The sequence below is a fragment of the Mesorhizobium sp. ES1-6 genome (genome assembly GCF_020164775.1).
Lineage (GTDB): Bacteria > Pseudomonadota > Alphaproteobacteria > Rhizobiales > Rhizobiaceae > Mesorhizobium.
Map to the genome: position 1 here is coordinate 151,301 of NZ_JAIUGU010000013.1, position 20,171 is coordinate 171,471.

Genomic DNA, 20,171 nt, shown 5'->3' on the forward strand with positions numbered 1-20,171 from the left:
GTCATATGACGACTATGAACCGACGGATGTGGCCGTAGTATCTTCAGCTGCGGAGATCTCCACCAAATGGCTGATGCCAGCCGCCCGCGTATCGCCTAAACGCAACTTTCGGTTCCATCTGTTGCAAGTTAGTATATTCTAAAAAGGCCTGCGCTCCTCGACCACTCGCAAGAGCACCGGCCTTGATGCATCGAGCTTACTGCAGATTGCCAGCATTCTTATTGCATATCCATTGCATACGTAGATGTGGTTGCGGCGCCAAGCCCGGGGGCGAGTCAGGATGTCTGCAAACGGGGGCAAGTGTATGGCTTTGTTTTCAGGGCGCATTGTTGCGCGATCTGTCGTTTTTGGAGTGCTCGCGTATACTCTGGCGTCACCTGCCTTTGCTCAGGTCGTGATTGGCGGAAAACCGGCCAAGGCCGACGATGGATCAAACGTCCTCGGCAACGCGAACGCCGATGACGGCGTAACTGGCCCGAATGTGCCGCCTCACCAGAATGCGGCGACGGTCAATTCGGGCGTGACGGCCTATTTCGGCGATGCGCGAGGCGGTGATGGCGGCGATGGCGGGACCGTCGCGACGATCCAGTGCATCGGCGGTCCTCCACCATTCTGCGTGCCGACTCCGACCGTGGACGGCGGTGATGGCGGTGACGGCGGCCCCGGCGGGACCGTCGACATAACCAATAGCGGCGATCTGAGGACGACCGGTACCGAATCATACGGCATGAACGCCGACGCGTCGGGCGGCAAGGGCGGTAACGGCGGTTGGGCGGCGGACTTCTTCCTTACGGATGGTGGAGCCGGCGGCAATGGTGGCAATGGGGGCAGCGCGCGCGCCGTCGCCACGACAGTCAGTCAGATCCGTACAACCGGCAACTCCGCGCACGGCATTCTCGTCAATGCCAGTGGCGGCAATGGAGGCGACGGCGGCGTTGGCGGATCGTTCGGCTCCGGCGATGGCGGTGAGGGCGGGCGCGGCGGTAGCGGAGGCACGGCATATGGCGAGAACCAGGGCTTCATCGAAACGAGGGGCGATTTCGCGCGCGGTCTTTTCGTGCGCGCGGCCGGTGGTGTCGGCGGTGGCGGCGCCAGCGGCGGCGGCCTGATTATCGGTGACGGTGGCAATGGTGGTTTGCCAACCGTCGGTGGCGACGCGACGGGCGTCAACTCGGGCGACATATTCACCTATGGGAATTTCGCCGGTGGCATGGTCGTGCAGTCCGTCGGCGGCGGCGGCGGCGATGGCGGCAGCGGTTTCGGCGCATGGGGCGGTGGCGGTTCTGGTGCTGACGGCAATGACGGCAAGTCGGCAACCGGCACCAACACGGGCAACATCACGACCCACGGACTTGCAGCCATAGGCATGCTGGTCGAGTCCGTTGGCGGTGGCGGCGGCGATGGTGGCAATGCCATCGGAGTGGTGTCGGTCGGCGGCAGCGGCGGCGGCGGCGGCAATGCAGGCGCCGCGACGGCAAACCTTGGGGGTTCGGTCACCACCGGCGGGGATGGCGCACATGGGGTACTGGTCCAATCGGTTGGCGGCGGCGGCGGCAATGGTGGGTTTGCCCTCTCGATCAATCCGACCTCGGTGTCGGTCAGCATCGGCGGCAGCGGCGGCACTGCCGGTGAAGGCAGGGCCGTAAACGTAAACCAATCCACAGGTGCCGGACCAACCGTAGCCACCTCTGGGCGGTCCGCCATTGGCATATTGGCCCAGTCAGTCGGAGGCGGCGGTGGAAATGGCGGTGGCGCGTTCGCCGCCGCCGGTATCGCTTCGGTCGCCATTGGCGGTTCGGGCTCCCGGGGCGGCGACGGTGGCGAGGTGCGCTACAACGTTGGCAACGCAACCGTCACGACAGTTGGCGCTGATTCCGCTGGTGTGGTTGCGCAATCGGTTGGCGGTGGCGGCGGCAATGGCGGGTTCGCCATAAGCGGGTCGCTTGGCGTGGCCGTGGGCGTCGGCGGCAGCGGCAGCGCCGGCGGCAGCGCCAAGCTGGTCGATGTCACCAGTGGCGGGTCGATCAAGACCGGTGGTGACCGGTCTGCCGGGTTGATCGCGCAGTCGATCGGCGGCGGCGGCGGCAATGGCGGCTTCAGCATCGCAGGCAGCCTCGGCGCGGCGATCGGCGTTGGCGGAAGCGGCGCCTTAGGCAGTGATGGCGGCCAGGTGTTTTTCCGCACGGTGGCCGACGGCCTCCAGAACATCGAAACGCACGGGACGGATTCGGCCGGATTGATCGTGCAGTCGATTGGCGGCGGCGGCGGCAATGGCGGCTTCTCCGGGACGGTCGGTGTCGCCGCGGCGGTGTCGGTTGGCGGCGACGGTGCCGGCGGCGGCAAGTCGATGGCCGCGGACGCCACTTTCAACGGCACTGTCGATACGTTTCAGGACCGATCGGCGGGCATCATCGTGCAGTCGGTCGGCGGCGGCGGCGGCAATGGCGGCGGCGCGTTCACGGGCAGCTTCGCGGTTGCGGTCGGCATTGGCGGCAATGGCGGTGTGGGCGGCGCCACCAGCACGGCCAAGTACACGTCCAACACCACCACGATCACCACGCGCGGCAACGATTCCGCCGGTCTCATCGTTCAGTCGATCGGCGGCGGCGGCGGCAATGGCGGCTTCTCGGTCAATATCTCGGCCGGCGTTGCCGTCGGTGTCGGAGGTAACTCCAGCAAAGGCAGCAATGGCGAACGCGTCGACGTCGATGTCGGTACCGCCACGATCGTCACTGGTGGCGACCGCGCGATAGGCGTTCTTGCCCAGTCGGTCGGCGGCGGCGGCGGCAGCGGCGGCTTCACGCTTGCGGGATCCCTGGCGGTGTCAGTCGGCATAGGCGGCAAAGGCGCTGGCGGCGGCAACGGTGGCGAGGTCGTCGCCACGATTCATGGCGGCAGCATCTCGACTTCAGGCGAATATTCCCACGCCTTTGTCGCCCAATCCATTGGCGGCGGCGGCGGTTCCGGCGGCTCGACGATCGCAGCCGGGCTGGGCGTCAATGTCGGCGTCGGTGGCAGTGGAAGCGTTGGCGGCATCGGACTCAACGTCACCGCGTCGAATGGCGCGGAGTTGAAAACGGACGGTATTTTCTCGCACGGCTTCCTGGCGCAGTCCGTGGGCGGTGGCGGCGGTTCCGGCGGATTCTCCATCGCGGCTGGTCTCGGACCGGCTGTATCGGTCGCGGGCAGCGGCGATGGTGGCGGCAGCGGTGGCGAGGTTCGTGCAACCAACACCAACAACATCACGACGCTCAAATATGGTTCGATAGGCCTCTTCGCGCAATCGGTCGGCGGCGGCGGCGGCGATGGGGGCTTCAGCTATGCGGTCGGCACGACCGCCGCCGTGTCGGTTGGTGGCGGTGGCGGGAAGGGTGGCGACGGCAAGCTGGTCGACGTCACCAACAATGCCAACATCAGGACTTATGGCGGCCTTTCGCACGGCATTCTCGCACAGTCTGTCGGTGGTGGCGGCGGCAATGGCGGCGCCTCGAATTCGGTGTCGGCCGGTTTGGCCGCGATATCCGTTTCGATCGGTGGCGGTGGCGGTGGCGGCGGCGTCGGCGGCAATGTGATTGTTCGTCATACCGGCGACATCACCGTCAGTGGCGGCGGCGCCAAGGGCATCTTCGCCCAGTCGGTAGGCGGGAACGGCGGCAGCGGCGGCGACGCGTTCGCGCTCGCCGCGGCGGCAAATGTCTATCCCTATCCCGCAGGCGCGCTTTCGGTGTCCGTCGGCGGTTCCGGCGGTGCGGGCGGTAATGCCGGAACGGTGGAGGTTGACGGGAACGGCCATATCGCATCGATCCCGAATCCCGCGGTGGTTGGTGATGATGGCAAGCCGATCAACCCCGACAACAGCGGGGGCATACTGGCGCAGTCGGTCGGTGGCCGCGGTGGCGACGGCGGGCGCAGCCGCACCTATTCGGGCAGTTTCAGCCCAACGGTGAGTATCAATCTGGGCGCCTCGGTCGGCGGCAAGGGCGGCGGCGGCGGCGGCGGCAACACCGTTACCGTCAACTACGGCCTTTCCGACCCGACAAGTTCGATCGTGACCACGGGCAACAATTCGCACGGCATCCTCGCCCAGTCGGTCGGCGGCGGCGGCGGCAATGGCGGCGATTCCATGGCGGGCGCCGGAGGCCTCGGCGGCTCCGTTACCGTCAACGCCACCGTGACTGTTGGTGGCTGGGGAGGCTCGGGCAACACCGGCGGCACGGTCAATGTCACCAATGCCGCGACGATCACGACAGGCGGCAATACCAGCAACGCGATCCTCGCCCAATCGATTGGCGGCGGCGGTGGTTCCGGCGGCTCGGCCAGCGGTACGACCGCCTCGATCAACTCGGGCTCGAATGTCAACGTCAATGCCAATGTGGCGATCGGCGGCCAAGGTGGTGATGGCAACAATGGCGGCGCGGTCACCGTCATAAATTCTGGTGTGCTCGAGACGTACGGCGATTTCTCCAACGGCATCCTCGCGCAGTCGATCGGCGGCGGCGGCGGCGCCGGCGGGTCGGCCGATGCCAAGGCGCTCAACCTCGGCAGCAGCGAGGGAACCACGGTCGACGCGAACCTCGCAATCGGCGGCGGCGGCGGCGATGCCAACGGCGACCGGGACGGCGACGGCGTCACCAATGGAGCCGAATGGGGCACCTATGCACTTGGGGTGGATGCCGGCAGCAGCGGCATGAAAGTGAAGGTGGACAACTCCGGCAACATCCATACGCGCGGCTATGGATCAGCCGGTATCGTGGCGCAGTCTGTTGGCGGCGGCGGCGGTGTGGCCGGCGCGGCGGCCGCGGGCAGCGAGGGCAAATATGGCGGCAGCGCGACCGTTTCGGTCGGTGCGGGCATCGGATTGGCGGGCGGCGACGCTGGCAATGGCGGCGAGATCGAAGTGAAAAACGCCGTCAAGATCCAAACGGACGGCGACGAATCGAATGGCGTTACCGCGAGTTCCGTTGGCGGCGGCGGCGGTATCGGCGGCGCGGCATCCTCGGGCGTCGAGGCCGAGTATGCGATTGGCGGTTCGGTGGGTGGCTTCGGCGGCGCCGCGGGTATCGGTGGTTTCGTTCACGTCACCAACACGGACACTGCCGAAATCCGCACCTTGGGCAATAGGTCCGTCGGTATCTTCGCACAATCGATCGGCGGCAGCGGCGGCGCCGGCGGCGGTGGCGAGAGCCGAGGCTCCGGCGATACACTGACCGTCAATCTGGTCGTCGGCGGCTTTGCCGATGGCGGCGGTCGCGGCGGCGACGTGATCGTCGAGAATTCCGGCATCATCACGACGGGGACTCTAGATCTGTTGACCGGCGCGCGCACCGGTCATGGATCGCATGGCATCCAGGCGCAATCCATAGGCGGTGGCGGTGGCAGTGGCGGAGCTGCGGGTACCACCAGCGAGGAGGCGGAATATCAGATCGCCGCCTCGCTCAGCGGCAAGGGCGGCAAGGGCGGCAAGGGTGGCGACGTAACGGTCACCAACAACGCGCGGGGCGTCATAACGACCGCCGGTGACAATGCGGACGGCATTTTCGCTCAATCCGTGGGCGGCGGCGGCGGGTCGGCCGGCGCCGGCAACAGCCAGGCCAAGGGCGGTGATACAACCGTGACCGTGCAACTCGGCGGCACCGGCGCCGGGGGCTCCGACGGCGGCACCGTGCGGGTCACGAATTACGGCGACATCACCACTCTCGGTGTGATGTCGCACGGCATCTTCGCGCAATCCATCGGTGGTGGCGGCGGCGCGTCTAGCTCCTTGACGCAGGCTTCGGATGGAAAGACGGCCATTGGCATACAACTGGCGCCCGAGGATCTGCTTCCCGGCCCGAACAAGGTGGTCGGCGCCGGCGCCGACGGCGGTGCGGTCTACGTCCATCACAACGCAGGTACCATCAACACATCCGGCGCTGGTGCCATCGGCATCTTCGCCCAGTCGGTCGGCGGCGGCGGCGGCTTCGGCGGCTCGATGACAAACGCGTCCGCTGGCGACGGATCTTACTCGCTTCAGGTCGGCGTGAACGGCGGGTTCGGCGGCAAAGGCGGCTATGTCGAAGTGCTGGTCGCAGGCGACATCCATACAACAGGCGCTCTGGCGCATGGCGTGGTTGCGCAATCCGTCGGCGGCGGTGGCGGAATGGGCGCGGATGCGTCCGGCAAAGCCGCGGTGTCGCTTGGCGTTGGCGGGCTCGGCGGAGCCGGCGGCGACGGCGGCAACGTCTATGTGGAGCGCACCGGGACGATCGTCACCGAGGGCACGGATTCGATCGCCATCGTCGCGCAATCCGTAGGCGGCGGTGGCGGCATCGGCGGCACCAGTTTCGGCAGGTTCGCTACCAGTGACGACGGCGACGGCCCCGATGGGTTGACCTTGGAAATGCTGGACGGCTCAAAAGGCGTCGGAGGCACCGTCACCGTTATCCAGACCGGGGAGATCGAAACCTCGGGTCTGCGCTCGCATGGCATTGTCGCCCAGGCGGTGGGCGGCGGCGGCGGCATCGCCGGCGGCCTGAACAAGGGCGCCGGCTCGGCCGGCGGTATTGGCGATGCCAATGCCGCCGCCGCGACGGCGAACAGCCAGATCGCTGTCCTTGGCGCGGAGAGCTATGCGCTGTTCGGTCAGAGCGCGACCGGCCAAGGCAATTCCAGCGCTGTTACTCTGACCGCGGAGTCGAACCTGTTCGCACAAGGCGCGGATTCGGTGGCTGTCTATGGCGAAAGCACGGCCAAGGGCGGCAAGGGCAACATCACCATCAATCTCAATGGGCAGTATACGATCGGTGGCGCCGGAACGGGTGTCGCGGCGATGCTGGTCGGCGGGGCCAACAACACGTTGACCAACCACAGCCTGCTCTATGCGATGGGCGCGAATCCGACATTCGACATCCAGGCATCGCAGCTCCAGGCATTTCAAGCCTTCCTGCTGGCGCCAGGCCCGGTGGTGCCGACAAACGCGATCCTGGAATCGCTGCTGGACGATTTCAGCCCGCTCGCCATCACCGGCACGTCGGGCGATGATCATGTCAAGAATTCGCCGACGGCCGACACGCTCGGGCGCGTCATCGGCAATATCGATCTGGGCGGCGGCAACAACAGCTTTGAAAACTTCGCCGACTCCTCGATGGTCGCTCTTAAGACCATCGATCTCGGTGGCGGGCTGTTCACCAATGACGGGCTTTATACCAACCAGGGCATCGGCGTGGTTGCCAAAGTCGATGTCGGCGGCGGTTTCACGCAGGACGCCAGCGGCAATTTCGTCACCGATATAGATCTCAACAACCAGATCACGGATGCCGTGGCACTGACGGGAGCCGGCGATTTCGACGGCACGGCGCCTCTCAACTTCCTGTCCATCGACAAGCTGTTTACCGCCTATACGCTGGCACAGGGCTCGGCGATGGCCGATTCCGGCATCGTGGCGAAGACCTTGCATCCGGCGGCGGGTTTCAATTTCATTTTCCAGGTCGAAAACGGCACCGATCTGGTGCTGACCACCGACAATGACACATTCCTGGAACTCGCGCAGGATCCGCAGTCCGGCGTCAACGATCCGGGCGTGTTCCAATTGGCGCAATATCTCGATGACATCGAGGCGGCGTCCACGCCGGACAACCCGATGGCGCGCCTGATCAATCTGGTTCGTTTCCTGCCGAGCAAAGCCGAGATCGGCGCGGCGTTGACGCGGCTGACGCCGCACTATGCCGTGCATACGTTCGACATGATCAACCGCGAAACCGACATCATGCTGGAAACGGCGCGCGAATGCACCGGCGTTCCCGCCTACAAGAACCCCGACGGCCGCTGCGTCTGGGCAACGATCAGCCCGCAGGCCGAATACACCCGCGATGCGGGTGCCGGAACCACGACCCGCGACGACGTGCTGAAGACGATGTCGCTCGGCGGCATCGGCGAGGTCGGCCAGAACTGGTCGCTTGGCGGCACGATCGGCCGCACGGAGTTCGATTCCCGGATCGGCTTCAATGGCGAGCCGCTGTCGCAAACCAGCGGCGAAGCCTGGCAGGCTTACGCGCTGGCGAAGTACGCCGACAAGAACTACTTCGTCGATTTCGCGCTCGGCGGCGGGACCGGTTCGTTCAAGGGCGAACGCGATACCCATATCGATCCGGCGTTCTTCGTTCCCGGCGAAACGCTGGAAGGCATCTATCTGGACGAGGAAATGCTGCCCGGGATCGGTAACAGCGTCACCTACACGCAGAAGACCGCGCAGTTCGGCGGCTCGGCGCGGCTTGGCTTCACGCAACAGATGGGCGCGTTCTACCTGCAGCCGACCTTGCAGTTCGACGCGCGCTGGCTGCGTGTTTCGGGCAAGGAGGAAGGGTCGGTTGCCGGTTTCAACTTCGACGGTTCGGCAAACACCTTCTATGCGGCGACGCCGGCGCTCGAGATCGGAACCGACATCCCACTCAGCGACATTGCCAGCATCCGCCTCTATGGAAAGGCCGGGGTGGAGTTTTCCACCAAGGAGTGGGAAATCGAAGGACGCTTCGCCGCGGCTGAGAATCTGCCCGGCAACCCGGCATTGCACTTGACGGAAGCGATCGATTCGCCGCTCTATCGGGTCGGCGCCGGCCTCGAGCTGAATGGCGTCAATGGCGTCGGCATGTCCGTCAGGTATAATGGCGCCTTCGGCGAAACAGTGAAACAGAACGCAGTCAGCGCGTCTCTCAAGGTCAGTTTCTAGCTGGCCTGGGGCGGTGCCGGGCGGGAGGGTCTTGATGAGGAAGTACGCGTATTTCGCAGCAGTGCTGGGTGTGGCCTGTATCGCAGGCCTGCCGGCCATGGCGGCGCAGACCAAAGGCGACAAAGTGGCGGCAACGCCGCCCGCCGCGGCTGACGCGCCGCAACTGCCCGGTGGTGCCTCGGCATTGTCGGAAACCCATGGCGACTGGACGGTCAATTGCCAGATAGCGGGCACCAACAAGGTCTGCAGCCTGTCGCATCAGCAGTTCAACAAGCAAAACAACCAGCGGCTTCTGGCGATCGAGCTGTCGAGCAAGACCGGCGAGGATGCGACCGGAACGCTTGCCTTGCCGTTCGGTCTGGCGCTCGCCAAGGGCGTCACCCTGACCATCGACGACCAGAAGCTCGACGGCAGCCTGCCGTTCAACACCTGCCAGGTGGTCGGCTGCCTGGTGCCGGTGGCGTTCGATGCCAATGTCACGCCGCTGCTCAAGAACGGCACCACGCTCAAGATCGACGCGGTCGCGGCCGATACGGGCCAAGTCGTAAGTTTTTCCATTCCGCTCAATGGCTTTGGCGGGGCGCTTGCCCGCACGGCGGAGCTTTTGGCCAACTGACGGCTGGGTCGACCGTGGTGCGGCTAGAGCGGTTCAGCGTTTGATAGAATCGCCGAACCGCTCTAACTCTTTGTTTCCAAGCAATTCCCAAGGGGAAGCGCTACGCGCTTCTCCCGGGAAAACCGCTGCACATTTTTCTGGAATTGCTCTAGCAAGTGATTGGCGGCAGGGGGCTGCCGCCAATACACTTCAAACGACGATCGTTTTCAACCGCTCGGCGATGAGCGCGGCTAGCCGCGTCGCCACCTCGTCCTTGGTCATTTCAGGCCATTCCTCGACGCCCGCCTTCGATACGATCCGCACCCGGTTGCGATCGCCGCCCATCACGCCTGAAGGGCCGATGCCGCTTTCGTGCGACACGTCGTTGGCGACGATGAAATCGGCGCCTTTCTTCCTGAGCTTGGCCTCGGCGTTGCGCAGGAGATCCTGGGTCTCGGCGGCGAAGCCGACGACCAGGCCTGGTCGCTGCTCGTGGTGGCCGACGCCAGCCAGGATGTCGGGGTTCTCGACCATGCGCAGCACCGGCGGACCTTCGCCCGCCACCTTCTTGATCTTCTCGCCGGCGGAATTCTCGGTGCGCCAGTCGGCAACGGCGGCGACGAACACCGCGGCGTCGGCGGGCAGAAGCTGTTCAACGGCCTCGCGCATCTCCTGCGCCCGTCCGACATGGATGGTCTTCACCCCGGCCGGGTCGGCGATGGTGACGGGACCGGAGACGAGGCGCACATCGGCGCCGAGCCTTGCCAGTGCGGCGGCAATGGCGTGGCCCTGCTTGCCGGACGAGCGGTTGGCGATATAGCGCACGGGATCGATCGGCTCGTGCGTCGGGCCTGACGTGACGATGATCTTGCGTCCCGCCAGCGGCCTGGGGCCGGCATCGAGCAGCGCCTCGACGGCGGCGACGATTTCCAGCGGCTCGGCCATGCGGCCTTCGCCGGCCTCGTTGCTCTCGGCCATCTCACCCCTGGCGGGGCCGACGAAGCTGATGCCGTCCTTGCCGAGGGTCGCGCGGTTGCGGCGGGTGGCGGGGTGCGACCACATTTTCGGGTTCATCGCCGGGGCCATCAGCACCGGCTTGTCGGTGGCGAGGAGTACGGTCGAAGCCAGATCGTTGGCATGGCCATTGGCGAGCTTGGCCATCAGGTCGGCGGTAGCCGGCGCCACCACCAGCAGGTCCGCCTCGCGCGACAGCCTGATATGGCCGACATCGTGTTCATCATTGCGATCGAACAGGTCGGTGAAGACATGGTCGGCGGACAGCGCGCCGACCGACAGCGTGGTGACGAATTCCTGGGCTGCGGCAGTCATCACCACTCGCACAGCCGCACCACGCTCGCGCAGCCTTCGGATCAGGTCGAGCGCCTTGTAGGCAGCGATGCCGCCGCCGATGATGAGCAGGATGCGCTTGCCGGAGAGGGTCATGCAGCTTCCCAAGGATTAACTATGTTGATGCCGCAATCGGCAAAATCGGCAACATTTCTGGTAACAACCGTAAAACCGTGTGACCGCGCAACCGAGGCGATCTGGGCGTCGAATTCATGGATGGGGTGTCCCAGAAATCGCCTTTTCGAAACAATCTCCGCATAGGTTTCTGCTTCTCGGTCACCGAATGCGAGCACCGGAGTCTTGAGCCAGATGGCAAAGAAGGCCCCGATTACATCGCCCAGCGCAGCCTTGCGTTTTCCACCGGGCATAGACGCAAGTCCCAAAAGCAGTTCTGCCTTGGTCATCGCGGTGACGTATGAATGGATCGAAAACGAACTGTCCATCCAGGCAGCCACTCCTGCATCGGGTATTGGTTTGAAAATTTCCGAAATGACATTCGTATCCAGCACGAACATGGTCAGTCGAATTTCGGTGGCTCGCGCGCAGGACCGCGCTCGGGCAAGTGGATATCGAAACCACCATGGGGTTCCACCAACCTACGAATTACAGCGTAAAGCGACTCGCCTCGATCACTCTGGTCGGAGCCTTCTGAAAGAACGCTGGTGGCAAGAATACTACGAACCTCCTCCTCCATAGACACTCCCCTGACCGCAGCTCGCTGCCGCAATCTCTGCTTCACCCTGTCATCGAGATTGCGGACTGTTATCGTGCTCATAAGATCGCTCCTGTGTCCTAAATCTAGGCCACCGGTAGAATGATTGCAATGACAGCACCGCTGTCATTGCAATCGCTCAGAGCAGCTTCCAGGCGATATAGACCAGCGTCAGCGCGATCACCCACAGCGCCACGCGGCCGGAGCGGCTGTAGCGGGCCTCGGCCTTGCCGATGGCGCGCGCCGTGGTCTCGTCGAAGCGCAGCCCGTGCTCGGCCATCAGGTCGATCTCGCGCGACAGCCGGTCGGTTCGTGCGGCCAGTTCCGGCGCCTGGCGGGCCAGGGTCAGTAGCGCCTTGGCGCCGTCGCGCGCATCGATCATCATGCCGCGCGGTCCGAGGTTGCCGGCGATCCAGCCGCCCACCACCGGTTCGGCCGTCTTCCACATGTTGAAGGCGGGATCGAGCGTGCGCGCCACGCCCTCGACCACCACCATGGTCTTCTGCAGCAGGATCAGTTCGGGCCGCGTCGCCATGTCGAAGAGTTCTGTCACCTCGAACAGCAGCGTCAAGAGCTTGGCCATGGAGATGGTTTCGGCCGGTTGGCCGTGGATCGGCTCGCCGATCGCCCGGATCGCCTGGGCGAAAGCCGCGACATTGTGTTGGCGCGGGACATAGCCGGCCTCGAAATGCACCTCGGCGACGCGCAGATAGTCTCGCTGGATGAAGCCATAGAGGATCTCGGCGAGGAAGCGGCGCTCCTTCTTGCCCAGCCTGCCGGCAATGCCGAGATCGACGGCGACGATGGTGCCGTTGGCCTCGACGAACAAATTGCCCGGATGCATGTCGGCGTGGAAGAAGCCGTCGCGCAGCGTATGGCGCAGGAACGACTGGATGAGGTTGGCGGCGATCGCCTTGAGGTCGTGGCCGGCGGCTTCGAGGCCGGCGATGTTGTTCATCTTGACGCCATCGACCCATTCCATGGTCAGCACGTCGCGGCCGGTGCGCTCCCAGTCGACGGAGGGCACGCGGAAGCCGGGATCGTCCCTGGTGTTCTCGCCAAGTTCGGAGAGTGCGGCCGCCTCGAGGCGCAGGTCCATTTCGATCTTTGTGGTCTGGGCCAGCGTCTCGGTCACCTCGACCGGCCGCAGCCGGCGCGAGGAGGGGATGTATTTTTCCTGCAGGCGGGCGGCGAGGAAATAGCTCTCCAGGTCCTGGAAGAAGCGGCGGCGCACGCCCGGCCGGATGACCTTCACCGCGACCTTGGTCGCGGCGCCGTCATGGAGGGTTTCGGCGACGTGGACCTGAGCGATGGAGGCGGCGGCGACCGGGTCGCCGAACTCAGCATAGAGATCGCCGATCTTGCGCCCGAGCGAGGCTTCGATCGCTGCGACGGCCTCGGCTTTGGGGAAGGTGTGCATCTTGTCCTGCAGCATGGCGAGATCGAGCGCCATGTCGTTGCCGACGACATCGGGCCGCGTCGCCAGGAACTGGCCAAGCTTGACGTAGGACGGGCCGAGCCGGACCACCGCCTTGGCCAGCCGATCGCTGCGCTCATAGGCGAGCGCGCGGCGGCGGGTGAAGAGCCGCGCCAGCCGCCAGCCGAATTTCGGCAGGCCGGACAGTTCCTCGCCGGGCAAGGCGGCAACGACGCCCTCGCGCACCAGGACCCAACCGGCCCGTACCAACCGGAACCCAGCGCTGAGGGTGCTCATGGCCGCGTCCGCCCCGCCGGTTCATCGAACTGGCACAAGGTATATCGCATGTCGGATATGGACGACGGCTTCAAAGCTTCCAGCCCGAATGCAGGGCCGCTATGCCGCCGGAATAATTGCGGAAGGAGACGCGGTCGAAGCCGGCGCGGGAAATCATCGCGGCGAAGTTTTGCTGATTGGGGAATTTCGCGATCGATTCGACCAGATAGGAATAGGGCTCGCCGTCACCGGTGACGAGCTTGCCGATCCTGGGGATGGCATTGAACGACCATGCTTCATAAGCCTTGTCGAGCAGCGGCATCTCGACTTCGGAAAACTCCAGGCACAGGAGCCGGCCGCCGGGCTTCAGCACGCGAAACGCTTCAGTCAAAGCAACTTCGATGCGCGGGACATTGCGAATGCCGAAAGCGATGGTGTAGGCGTCGAAACTGGCGTCAGGGAAGGGCAGCTCCTCGGCATTGGCCTCGACGAAATCGGTGTTGGCGGACAATCCCTTCTTTTCGGCCCGGTCGCGGCCGACGGCGAGCATCGAGCCGTTGATGTCGAGCACGGTGGCATGGGCATGGCCATGGCTGGCATCGACGATGCGGAAGGCGATGTCGCCGGTCCCGCCGGCCACGTCCAGGACCTTCCAGCCCGCGCGCCTGGGCGGATTGAGCCAGGCGACCATGGCATCTTTCCACAGCCGGTGCAGGCCAGCCGACATCAGGTCGTTCATCAGGTCGTAGCGGTTGGCGACCTTGTGGAAAACATCGTTGACCAGAGACTGCTTCTCGCCTTCCCCTACACGCTTGAAACCATAGGAGGTTTCCATGCCGCCGGCGGCCGTGGTTCTCTCAACTGGCATTTTTTTGATCCGTCATAAAACCGGCGGGACCATAGCCGATCGATGGTGCGGGCGCTATTGTTTAAGGCGCGGTGTTCGGCCGCGCTTCCAGGTGGCGGGTTTTCAAGACCTGGACTGACCGACGGGATGTTTGAATGCCTTTGAAAGCGGAATTGCACTGCCACATTGAAGGGGCAGCGGCGCCCGATCTCGTCATCCGCCAGGCGCAGAAATACGGCAAGGACACCTCACCCTATATCCAGAACGGTTCCTTCGTCTGGCACGACTTCACCTCCTTTCTCGCGGCCTACGACTTTTCCGCCGACCTGTTCCGGACGGAGGAGGATTATGCGCGGCTGGCCGACCACTATCTGACCAGCCTGGCCCGCGACGGAGCGATCTACTCCGAGGTGTTCACGTCGCCGGACCACGCGGCGAAGGCCGGGCTATCGCCCAAGGCCTACACCGACGCGCTCGGCGAGGGCATACTGCGCGCAAAGGCCAAGACCGGCATCGAAGGGCGCATGATCGTCACCGGCGTGCGTCATGTCGGTGTCGAGTCGATCGAACAGGCGGCCCGTTTCGCCGCGCGCTGCGGGCACCCGCTGGTCACCGGTTTCGGCGTCGCCGGCGACGAGCGCATGGGCGACATGGAAGACTATGTCAGGGCTTTCGAGATCGCGCGCGAGGCGGGGCTCGGCATCACCATCCATGCCGGCGAACTGACGGGCTGGGAGACCGTCCAGGCGGCTCTCGACCACATCCGTCCGTCGCGCATCGGCCATGGCGTGCGCGCCATCGAAAACCCCGACCTTGTCCGGCGCATCGCCGACGAGGGCGTCGTGCTGGAGTGCTGCCCCGGTTCCAACATCGCGCTCAAGGTGTTCGACAGTTTCGCCGACCATCCGTTCCCGGCCCTGCGGGCCGCCGGCTGCAAGGTGACGCTCAACTCCGACGATCCGCCTTATTTCTGGACCTCGCTGAAGCGTGAATACGATATCGCCGCGGAGCATTTCGCGATGAATGAGAAGGCGCTCGCAGCTGTCACCAGGACGGCTATCGAGGCGGCTTTCGTCGATAGGAAGACCAAGACGGCACTTCTTGCCCGGCTGAATGGTGCCTCTCGCTGATTTCGGCGAAATCTGTGGTCCGGTGAAGCCAGGCGGTTCCTTGCCCGGCGCATAGTCGCTAGGGTCTCCCGAGCTGCCTGCCGCGCACGCGCGCATCGGGCGACACCGCATCAGGAGAGAACATCATGAAGGGCGTCACCGTCGTCGACCATCCGCTTGTCCAGCACAAGCTGACCATCATGCGCAAGAAGGAGACCTCGACGGCAGGTTTCCGGCGGCTGCTGCGCGAGATATCGCTGCTGCTCGGCTACGAGGTCACCCGCAATCTTGAACTGACGACGACGACGATCGAAACGCCGATGGAAACCATGGAGGCGCCGACGCTCGAGGGCAAGAAGCTGGTCTTCGCCTCGGTGCTGCGCGCCGGCAACGGCCTGCTCGAAGGCCTGCTCGACCTGGTGCCGGCGGCCCGCGTCGCCCATGTCGGGCTCTACCGCGACCATGAAACGCTGGAAGCGGTCGAGTATTTCTTCAAGGCGCCGAGTGATCTGCACGACCGGCTGGTCATCGTCGTCGACCCGATGCTGGCGACAGCCAATTCGGCGATCGCGGCGATCGACAAGCTGAAAGAGCGCGGCGCCACCAACATCCGCTTCCTGTGCCTGCTGGCCGCGCCCGAAGGCATCGAGCGCTTCACCAAGGCGCATCCCGACGTCCCGGTCTTCACCGCGTCGATCGATCGCCAGCTCAATGAGAAGGGCTACATCATGCCCGGCCTCGGCGATGCCGGCGACCGCATGTACGGGACGAAGTAGCACCAGGCAAAGTTGCCTGGCACGATTTACCAAGCGTTTACGCAAAGACATGGTTTTGGCGCGCATTAAAGCGGCAAACACCATCCAGCGCTAGTGAATCGGCTCTCTTCCCGAAAATCACTTCCGATTTTCGGAGTCATGCGCCGAGGCCGATCCATGCTGCGCAAGCTTCTTGTTCTCAGCGTCTTTGCCGGTGCATCGGCGTCGATCCCGGTCGTCTACCAGTCGAATCCGCGAATATTCGAAAACCTGCTGAAATCGGCGGTGACGGCCAAGCCGCAAGCCGAGGCACAGCCCGAGGTCAGCCTGGCCTCCGTTCCCGACAAGCCGGTGGCGCCGCTGCCGACCGGGCGCAAGGTCGTGGTCGCGGCGGACGGGCGTGGGCACTTCTCGTCCACCTTCAAGCTCAACGGCCGTCAGGTCGACGGCATGATCGACACCGGCGCGACGCTGGTGGCGGTCAACACCTCGACGGCGCGCCGGATCGGGCTGTCGCTCAATCCCTCCGATTTCAGCCATGAGGTCAACACCGCCAACGGCACCATCAAGGCAGCCGTGGTGACGATCGACCGCCTGCAGATCGGCAGCATAAGCGTCGAGGGCGTGCAGGCGATCGTGCTCGACGACAAGGCACTGCGCACCAATCTGATCGGCATGAGTTTTCTCAACCGGCTCGGCAAATACCAGGCCGAGAACGGCACATTGCTGCTGGTCCAGTAGGATGCCGCTGGCGCGGTTCAGTGTTAGATAGAATCGCTGGTCCGCTCCAGCTCTTCGTTTCACGCAATTCCGGACGGAAAACCGTTACATACTTTTCCTGGGATTGCTCTAGCCGCGCGGCAGAATCCGGCGGATGACCGACTTGTCGGCGGCCGGCTTCGACGCACCGATCGCATAGGCTGAAAGCACGGTTGCGGCGGCTGCCTCCGCATCGGATGGCGAGCGCGCGTGGATCAGCGCCAGCGCATCGCCGGCGTTTACTTCCGCGCCTATGGGCAGCAGCCTGGTGATACCGACCGAGGGATCGATCTTGTCATCGGGCCGGGTGCGCCCGCCGCCCAGGCCGACCACGGCGAGGCCGATGTCGCGGGTGGCGATGCCAGTGACGAAACCCTGCGAAGTCGCGTTGACCGCGAATTCCGTTGCCGCCTCGGGCAGGTATTTCTCCGGCTTTTCGATGAAGTCCGCCGGGCCGCCGAGCACGGTCACCATGCGCGCGAAGGTGGCGGCGGCGCGGCCGCTGGCCAGCGTCTCGGTGGCGCGGCGCATGCCGTCCTGGTTGGACGATACCAGCCCCGCCGACTGGAGCATTTCGGCGGCAAGCGCCAGCGTCACGTCCTCCAGTCGCCGGTCACGCAAGCGGCCGGTCAGGAAATCGACGGCATTGCGCACCTCCACCGCATTGCCGGCGGCCAAGGCCAGCGGTTCGTTCATGCCGGTGATCAGCGCCGAGACCTTCAGCCCCGCACCGCTGGCGACCTCGACCAGGCTGTTGGCGAGCGCGGTCGCGTCGCGGGATTTCTCCATGAAGGCGCCGTTGCCGACCTTGACGTCGAGCACCAGCGATTGGAGGCCCGCCGCGAGCTTCTTCGACAGGATCGATGCGGTGATCAGCGGCACCGATTCCACGGTTCCGGTCACGTCGCGGATGGCGTAGAGCCGGCGATCGGCAGGCGCCAGATCGGCGGTCTGGCCGATGATGGCGCAGCCGGTTTCCAGCACCGCCTTGCGGAACAGCGCGATGTCGGGCTGGCTGGTATAGCCGGGAATGGCATCCATCTTGTCCAGCGTGCCGCCGGTATGGCCGAGGCCGCGTCCCGAGATCATCGGCACATAGGCGCCGCAGGCGGCGACGATTGGCGCCAGCATCAGCGAGACATTGTCGCCGACGCCGCCCGTCGAATGCTTGTCGGTGACGGGGCCTGGCAGATCCGACCAGTCGAGCACGTCGCCGGAATCGCGCATGGCAAGCGTCATAGCCACCGCCTCGTCGCGGTTCATGCCGTTGAAGAACACCGCCATGGCGAAGGCCGCGACCTGGCCGTCGGTCACTGTGCCCGACGTCACGCCGTCGATGAAGGCGGCGATCTCGTGAGGCGCCAGCCTGTGGCCGTCGCGCTTGTGACGGATGATTTCCTGGGGAAGCATCAGCTCTCCAGCAGCCCGTCACGGAACACGCGCTGCAGCACCGTCGCCAGCCGCGATCCGCCAACCGGCGCCATGTCCTTGGTTTCCTGGTGCGAAAGCTCGGCTCCGGTCATGCCCGCGGCCAAATTGGTGATGACCGAGCAGGCGGCGACGCGCAGGCCGAGGAAGCGGGCGAGAATGACCTCCGGCACCGTGGACATGCCGACGGCGTTGGCGCCCATGATGCGCGCCATCCGGATTTCGGCCGGCGTCTCGAAGCAGGGGCCCGAGAACCACATATAGACGCCCTTGTACAGCACCGTGCCGGTCGCGTTAGCCGCGCGCTCGATCGCCTGGCGGATGCCGGCATCATAGGCTTCGGTCAGGCCGACGAAGCGACGGTCGCTCGGCTCGCCGATCAGCGGATTGGTGCCGGAGAAGTTGATATGATCGGTGAGCAGCATCACCGATCCCGGCGGCATGTCCGGATCGACCGAGCCGGCGGCGTTGGTGAGGATCAGTTTCGTGATGCCGATGCCGGCAAGCACTTCCAGCACCGGCCGCATCGCGGCCGCGTTGCCATGCTCATAATAGTGGGCGCGGCCTGACAGCATCAGCACCGGGGTGCCGGCAAACTCCCCGGCGACCACTTCGCCGGCATGGCCGCTGACGCCGCTCCTGGGAAAGCCGGGGAGGTCGGCATAGGAGACACGGATTGGATTCTCGATCCGGTCGACCAGGCCGCCCAGGCCCGAACCCAGCACCAGCGCGGTCGACGGCGCGAGGCCGTCCAGTCTTTCGATAAGGTGGTCGACCGTTTTTTGCGTCATGGCAGCGAGCTTTTCATTTCAGGATGTCGCCCCGGAAGCCGTAGGGCAGCATGTCGCCCATGGTCACGGTTTCGGCCACGCCCGAGGCGTCACAGAGATAGAGCTTCGTTTCCGGGCGGCAGAACTCGGCCAGCCGCTGGCGGCAGCCGCCGCAAGGCGAGCATTTGGCCATGCGTTCGGCAAGGACGGCGATTTCGACGATCTTGCCGCCGCCGCCCATGATGTAGTGGCCAAGGGCGGTGGTCTCGGCGCACCAGCCCTCCGGATAGGAGGCGACCTCGATGTTGGCGCCGGCGAAGATGCGTCCGTCCTCCGTGCGCAAGGCAGCGCCCACCGGGAACTTGGAATAGGGGGCATAGGCCTTGGCCATGGCGGCCTTGGCCGCTTCGAACAGATCATGCGACATTCAGTTGTTCTCTCCGATGATCGTGTCCAAAACCCGGCCTGTCGCGTGTTGCCTAGCGTTCCTTGACGTAGGGCACGCCGCCGGCGCGTGGCGGGATGGCCTTGCCGATGAAGCCGGCGAGCAGGATGACGGTGAGGATATAGGGCAGCGCCTGCATGAACTGCACCGATACCTTGCCTACAATTGGCAGCGGTGTCCCCTGCAGGCGGATCGAGGCAGCGTCGAGGAAGCCGAACAAAAGGCAGGCGAACATGGCGTTGACCGGCTTCCATTTGGCGAAGATCAGCGCGGCCAGCGCGATATAGCCCTTGCCTGCCGTCATGTCCTTCACGAAGCCGCCATTCTGCACCATCGACAGATAGGCCCCGGCGACGCCGGTCAGGATGCCGGTGCAGATCAGCGCGCGATAGCGCAGCCAGGCGACCGAGATGCCGGCGGTGTCGACCGCGGCCGGATTCTCGCCGACCGCGCGCAGCCTGAGGCCGAAGCGGGTGCGATAGAGCACCCACCAGGTGAACGGCACCATCGCAAAGGCGAAATAGACGAGGATGGAATGGCCCGAGATCAGTTCGGCATAGATCGGCCCGATGATCGGCACTTGCCTGGCCGCGTCTGCGCCGGGCCAGATGATCGCCTCGAAGCGCTCGCCCGGCTGGAGCGCCGGCGTGCGGCCGCCCTGCTGGAACCAGGCCTGGCCAAGGATGATGGTCGACCCGGCGGCGACGAAGTTGATCGCCACGCCCGAGACGATCTGGTTGCCGCGATGGGTGATCGAGGCAAAGCCGTGCACCATGGCGAACGCGACCGAGATCAGGATCGCCATGCCGAGACCGATAAACGCCGAATGGAACACGGAAGCCGCGGCAGCCCCCGCGAAGGCGCCGACCAGCATCTTGCCTTCGAGACCGATGTCGAAAATGCCGGCCCGCTCCGAATAGAGGCCGGCGAGGCAGGCAAGCAGCAGCGGCACGGACAGGCGGATGGTCGAGTCCAGCACCTGGATGATGGCGTTGAAGATGTCCATC

General features: G+C 65.0%; 14 protein-coding genes. 5 read left to right on the forward strand and 9 right to left on the reverse strand.

The window, feature by feature from the left end; genetic code table 11:
• Positions 1-394: 394 nt before the first annotated feature.
• Together LB564_RS31560 and LB564_RS26270 are read left to right on the forward strand one after the other, a co-directional pair.
• Positions 395-8,704: an autotransporter outer membrane beta-barrel domain-containing protein gene (locus LB564_RS31560; protein WP_263493396.1), complete on the forward strand. Its 8,310-nt coding sequence runs from the start codon at positions 395-397 to the stop codon at positions 8,702-8,704.
• Between the two features lie 34 nt (positions 8,705-8,738).
• On the forward strand, positions 8,739-9,320 hold the full coding sequence (locus tag LB564_RS26270; RefSeq protein WP_140704225.1) for an invasion associated locus B family protein: 582 nt from the start codon (positions 8,739-8,741) through the stop codon (positions 9,318-9,320).
• Between the two features lie 189 nt (positions 9,321-9,509).
• Here LB564_RS26270 and coaBC read toward each other — a convergent pair whose 3' ends face one another.
• The 5 genes from coaBC to ubiE form a co-directional block, all read right to left on the reverse strand.
• Complete coding sequence (gene coaBC / locus LB564_RS26275) at positions 9,510-10,742, reverse strand: bifunctional phosphopantothenoylcysteine decarboxylase/phosphopantothenate--cysteine ligase CoaBC (RefSeq protein WP_224542052.1); 1,233 nt, start codon at positions 10,740-10,742, stop codon at positions 9,510-9,512.
• On the reverse strand, positions 10,739-11,161 hold the full coding sequence (locus tag LB564_RS26280) for a type II toxin-antitoxin system VapC family toxin (protein WP_224542054.1): 423 nt from the start codon (positions 11,159-11,161) through the stop codon (positions 10,739-10,741). Before LB564_RS26280 ends, coaBC begins: the two co-directional genes overlap by 4 nt.
• A gap of 2 nt (positions 11,162-11,163) precedes the next feature.
• Complete coding sequence (locus LB564_RS31790; RefSeq protein WP_411910195.1) at positions 11,164-11,421, reverse strand: FitA-like ribbon-helix-helix domain-containing protein; 258 nt, start codon at positions 11,419-11,421, stop codon at positions 11,164-11,166.
• Between the two features lie 76 nt (positions 11,422-11,497).
• Positions 11,498-13,072: a 2-polyprenylphenol 6-hydroxylase gene (ubiB, locus tag LB564_RS26285; protein ID WP_140704233.1), complete on the reverse strand. Its 1,575-nt coding sequence runs from the start codon at positions 13,070-13,072 to the stop codon at positions 11,498-11,500.
• Between the two features lie 70 nt (positions 13,073-13,142).
• On the reverse strand, positions 13,143-13,919 hold the full coding sequence (gene ubiE / locus LB564_RS26290; RefSeq protein ID WP_224542055.1) for a bifunctional demethylmenaquinone methyltransferase/2-methoxy-6-polyprenyl-1,4-benzoquinol methylase UbiE: 777 nt from the start codon (positions 13,917-13,919) through the stop codon (positions 13,143-13,145).
• A 134-nt stretch (positions 13,920-14,053) separates the two neighbouring features.
• Here ubiE and LB564_RS26295 point away from each other — a divergent pair, with 134 nt between their 5' ends.
• The 3 genes from LB564_RS26295 (at position 14,054) to LB564_RS26305 (ending at position 16,503) form a co-directional block, all read left to right on the forward strand.
• Positions 14,054-15,028, forward strand: coding sequence for an adenosine deaminase (locus LB564_RS26295; RefSeq protein ID WP_224542057.1), 975 nt, complete (start codon positions 14,054-14,056; stop codon positions 15,026-15,028).
• A 125-nt stretch (positions 15,029-15,153) separates the two neighbouring features.
• Positions 15,154-15,783 carry a uracil phosphoribosyltransferase gene (gene upp, locus LB564_RS26300; protein WP_140704238.1) on the forward strand — a complete coding sequence of 210 codons (630 nt, stop codon included), beginning with the start codon at positions 15,154-15,156 and terminating at the stop codon, positions 15,781-15,783.
• 156 nt (positions 15,784-15,939) lie between these two features.
• Positions 15,940-16,503, forward strand: a complete 564-nt coding sequence (locus tag LB564_RS26305) for a TIGR02281 family clan AA aspartic protease (protein WP_140704240.1) — start codon at positions 15,940-15,942, stop codon at positions 16,501-16,503.
• 108 nt (positions 16,504-16,611) lie between these two features.
• On the opposite strand, the gene deoA is transcribed toward LB564_RS26305, so the two are convergent.
• From deoA to LB564_RS26325, 4 genes are read right to left on the reverse strand one after another with little or no spacing between them, the layout of a single operon-like run.
• On the reverse strand, positions 16,612-17,931 hold the full coding sequence (deoA, locus tag LB564_RS26310) for a thymidine phosphorylase (RefSeq protein ID WP_224542058.1): 1,320 nt from the start codon (positions 17,929-17,931) through the stop codon (positions 16,612-16,614).
• Complete coding sequence (locus LB564_RS26315; RefSeq protein WP_224542060.1) at positions 17,931-18,740, reverse strand: purine-nucleoside phosphorylase; 810 nt, start codon at positions 18,738-18,740, stop codon at positions 17,931-17,933. Before LB564_RS26315 ends, deoA begins: the two co-directional genes overlap by 1 nt.
• Before the next feature lie 13 nt (positions 18,741-18,753).
• Positions 18,754-19,146, reverse strand: a complete 393-nt coding sequence (gene cdd / locus LB564_RS26320) for a cytidine deaminase (RefSeq protein WP_224542062.1) — start codon at positions 19,144-19,146, stop codon at positions 18,754-18,756.
• A gap of 52 nt (positions 19,147-19,198) precedes the next feature.
• Complete coding sequence (locus LB564_RS26325; RefSeq protein ID WP_224542064.1) at positions 19,199-20,170, reverse strand: ABC transporter permease; 972 nt, start codon at positions 20,168-20,170, stop codon at positions 19,199-19,201.
• Position 20,171 lies beyond the last annotated feature (1 nt).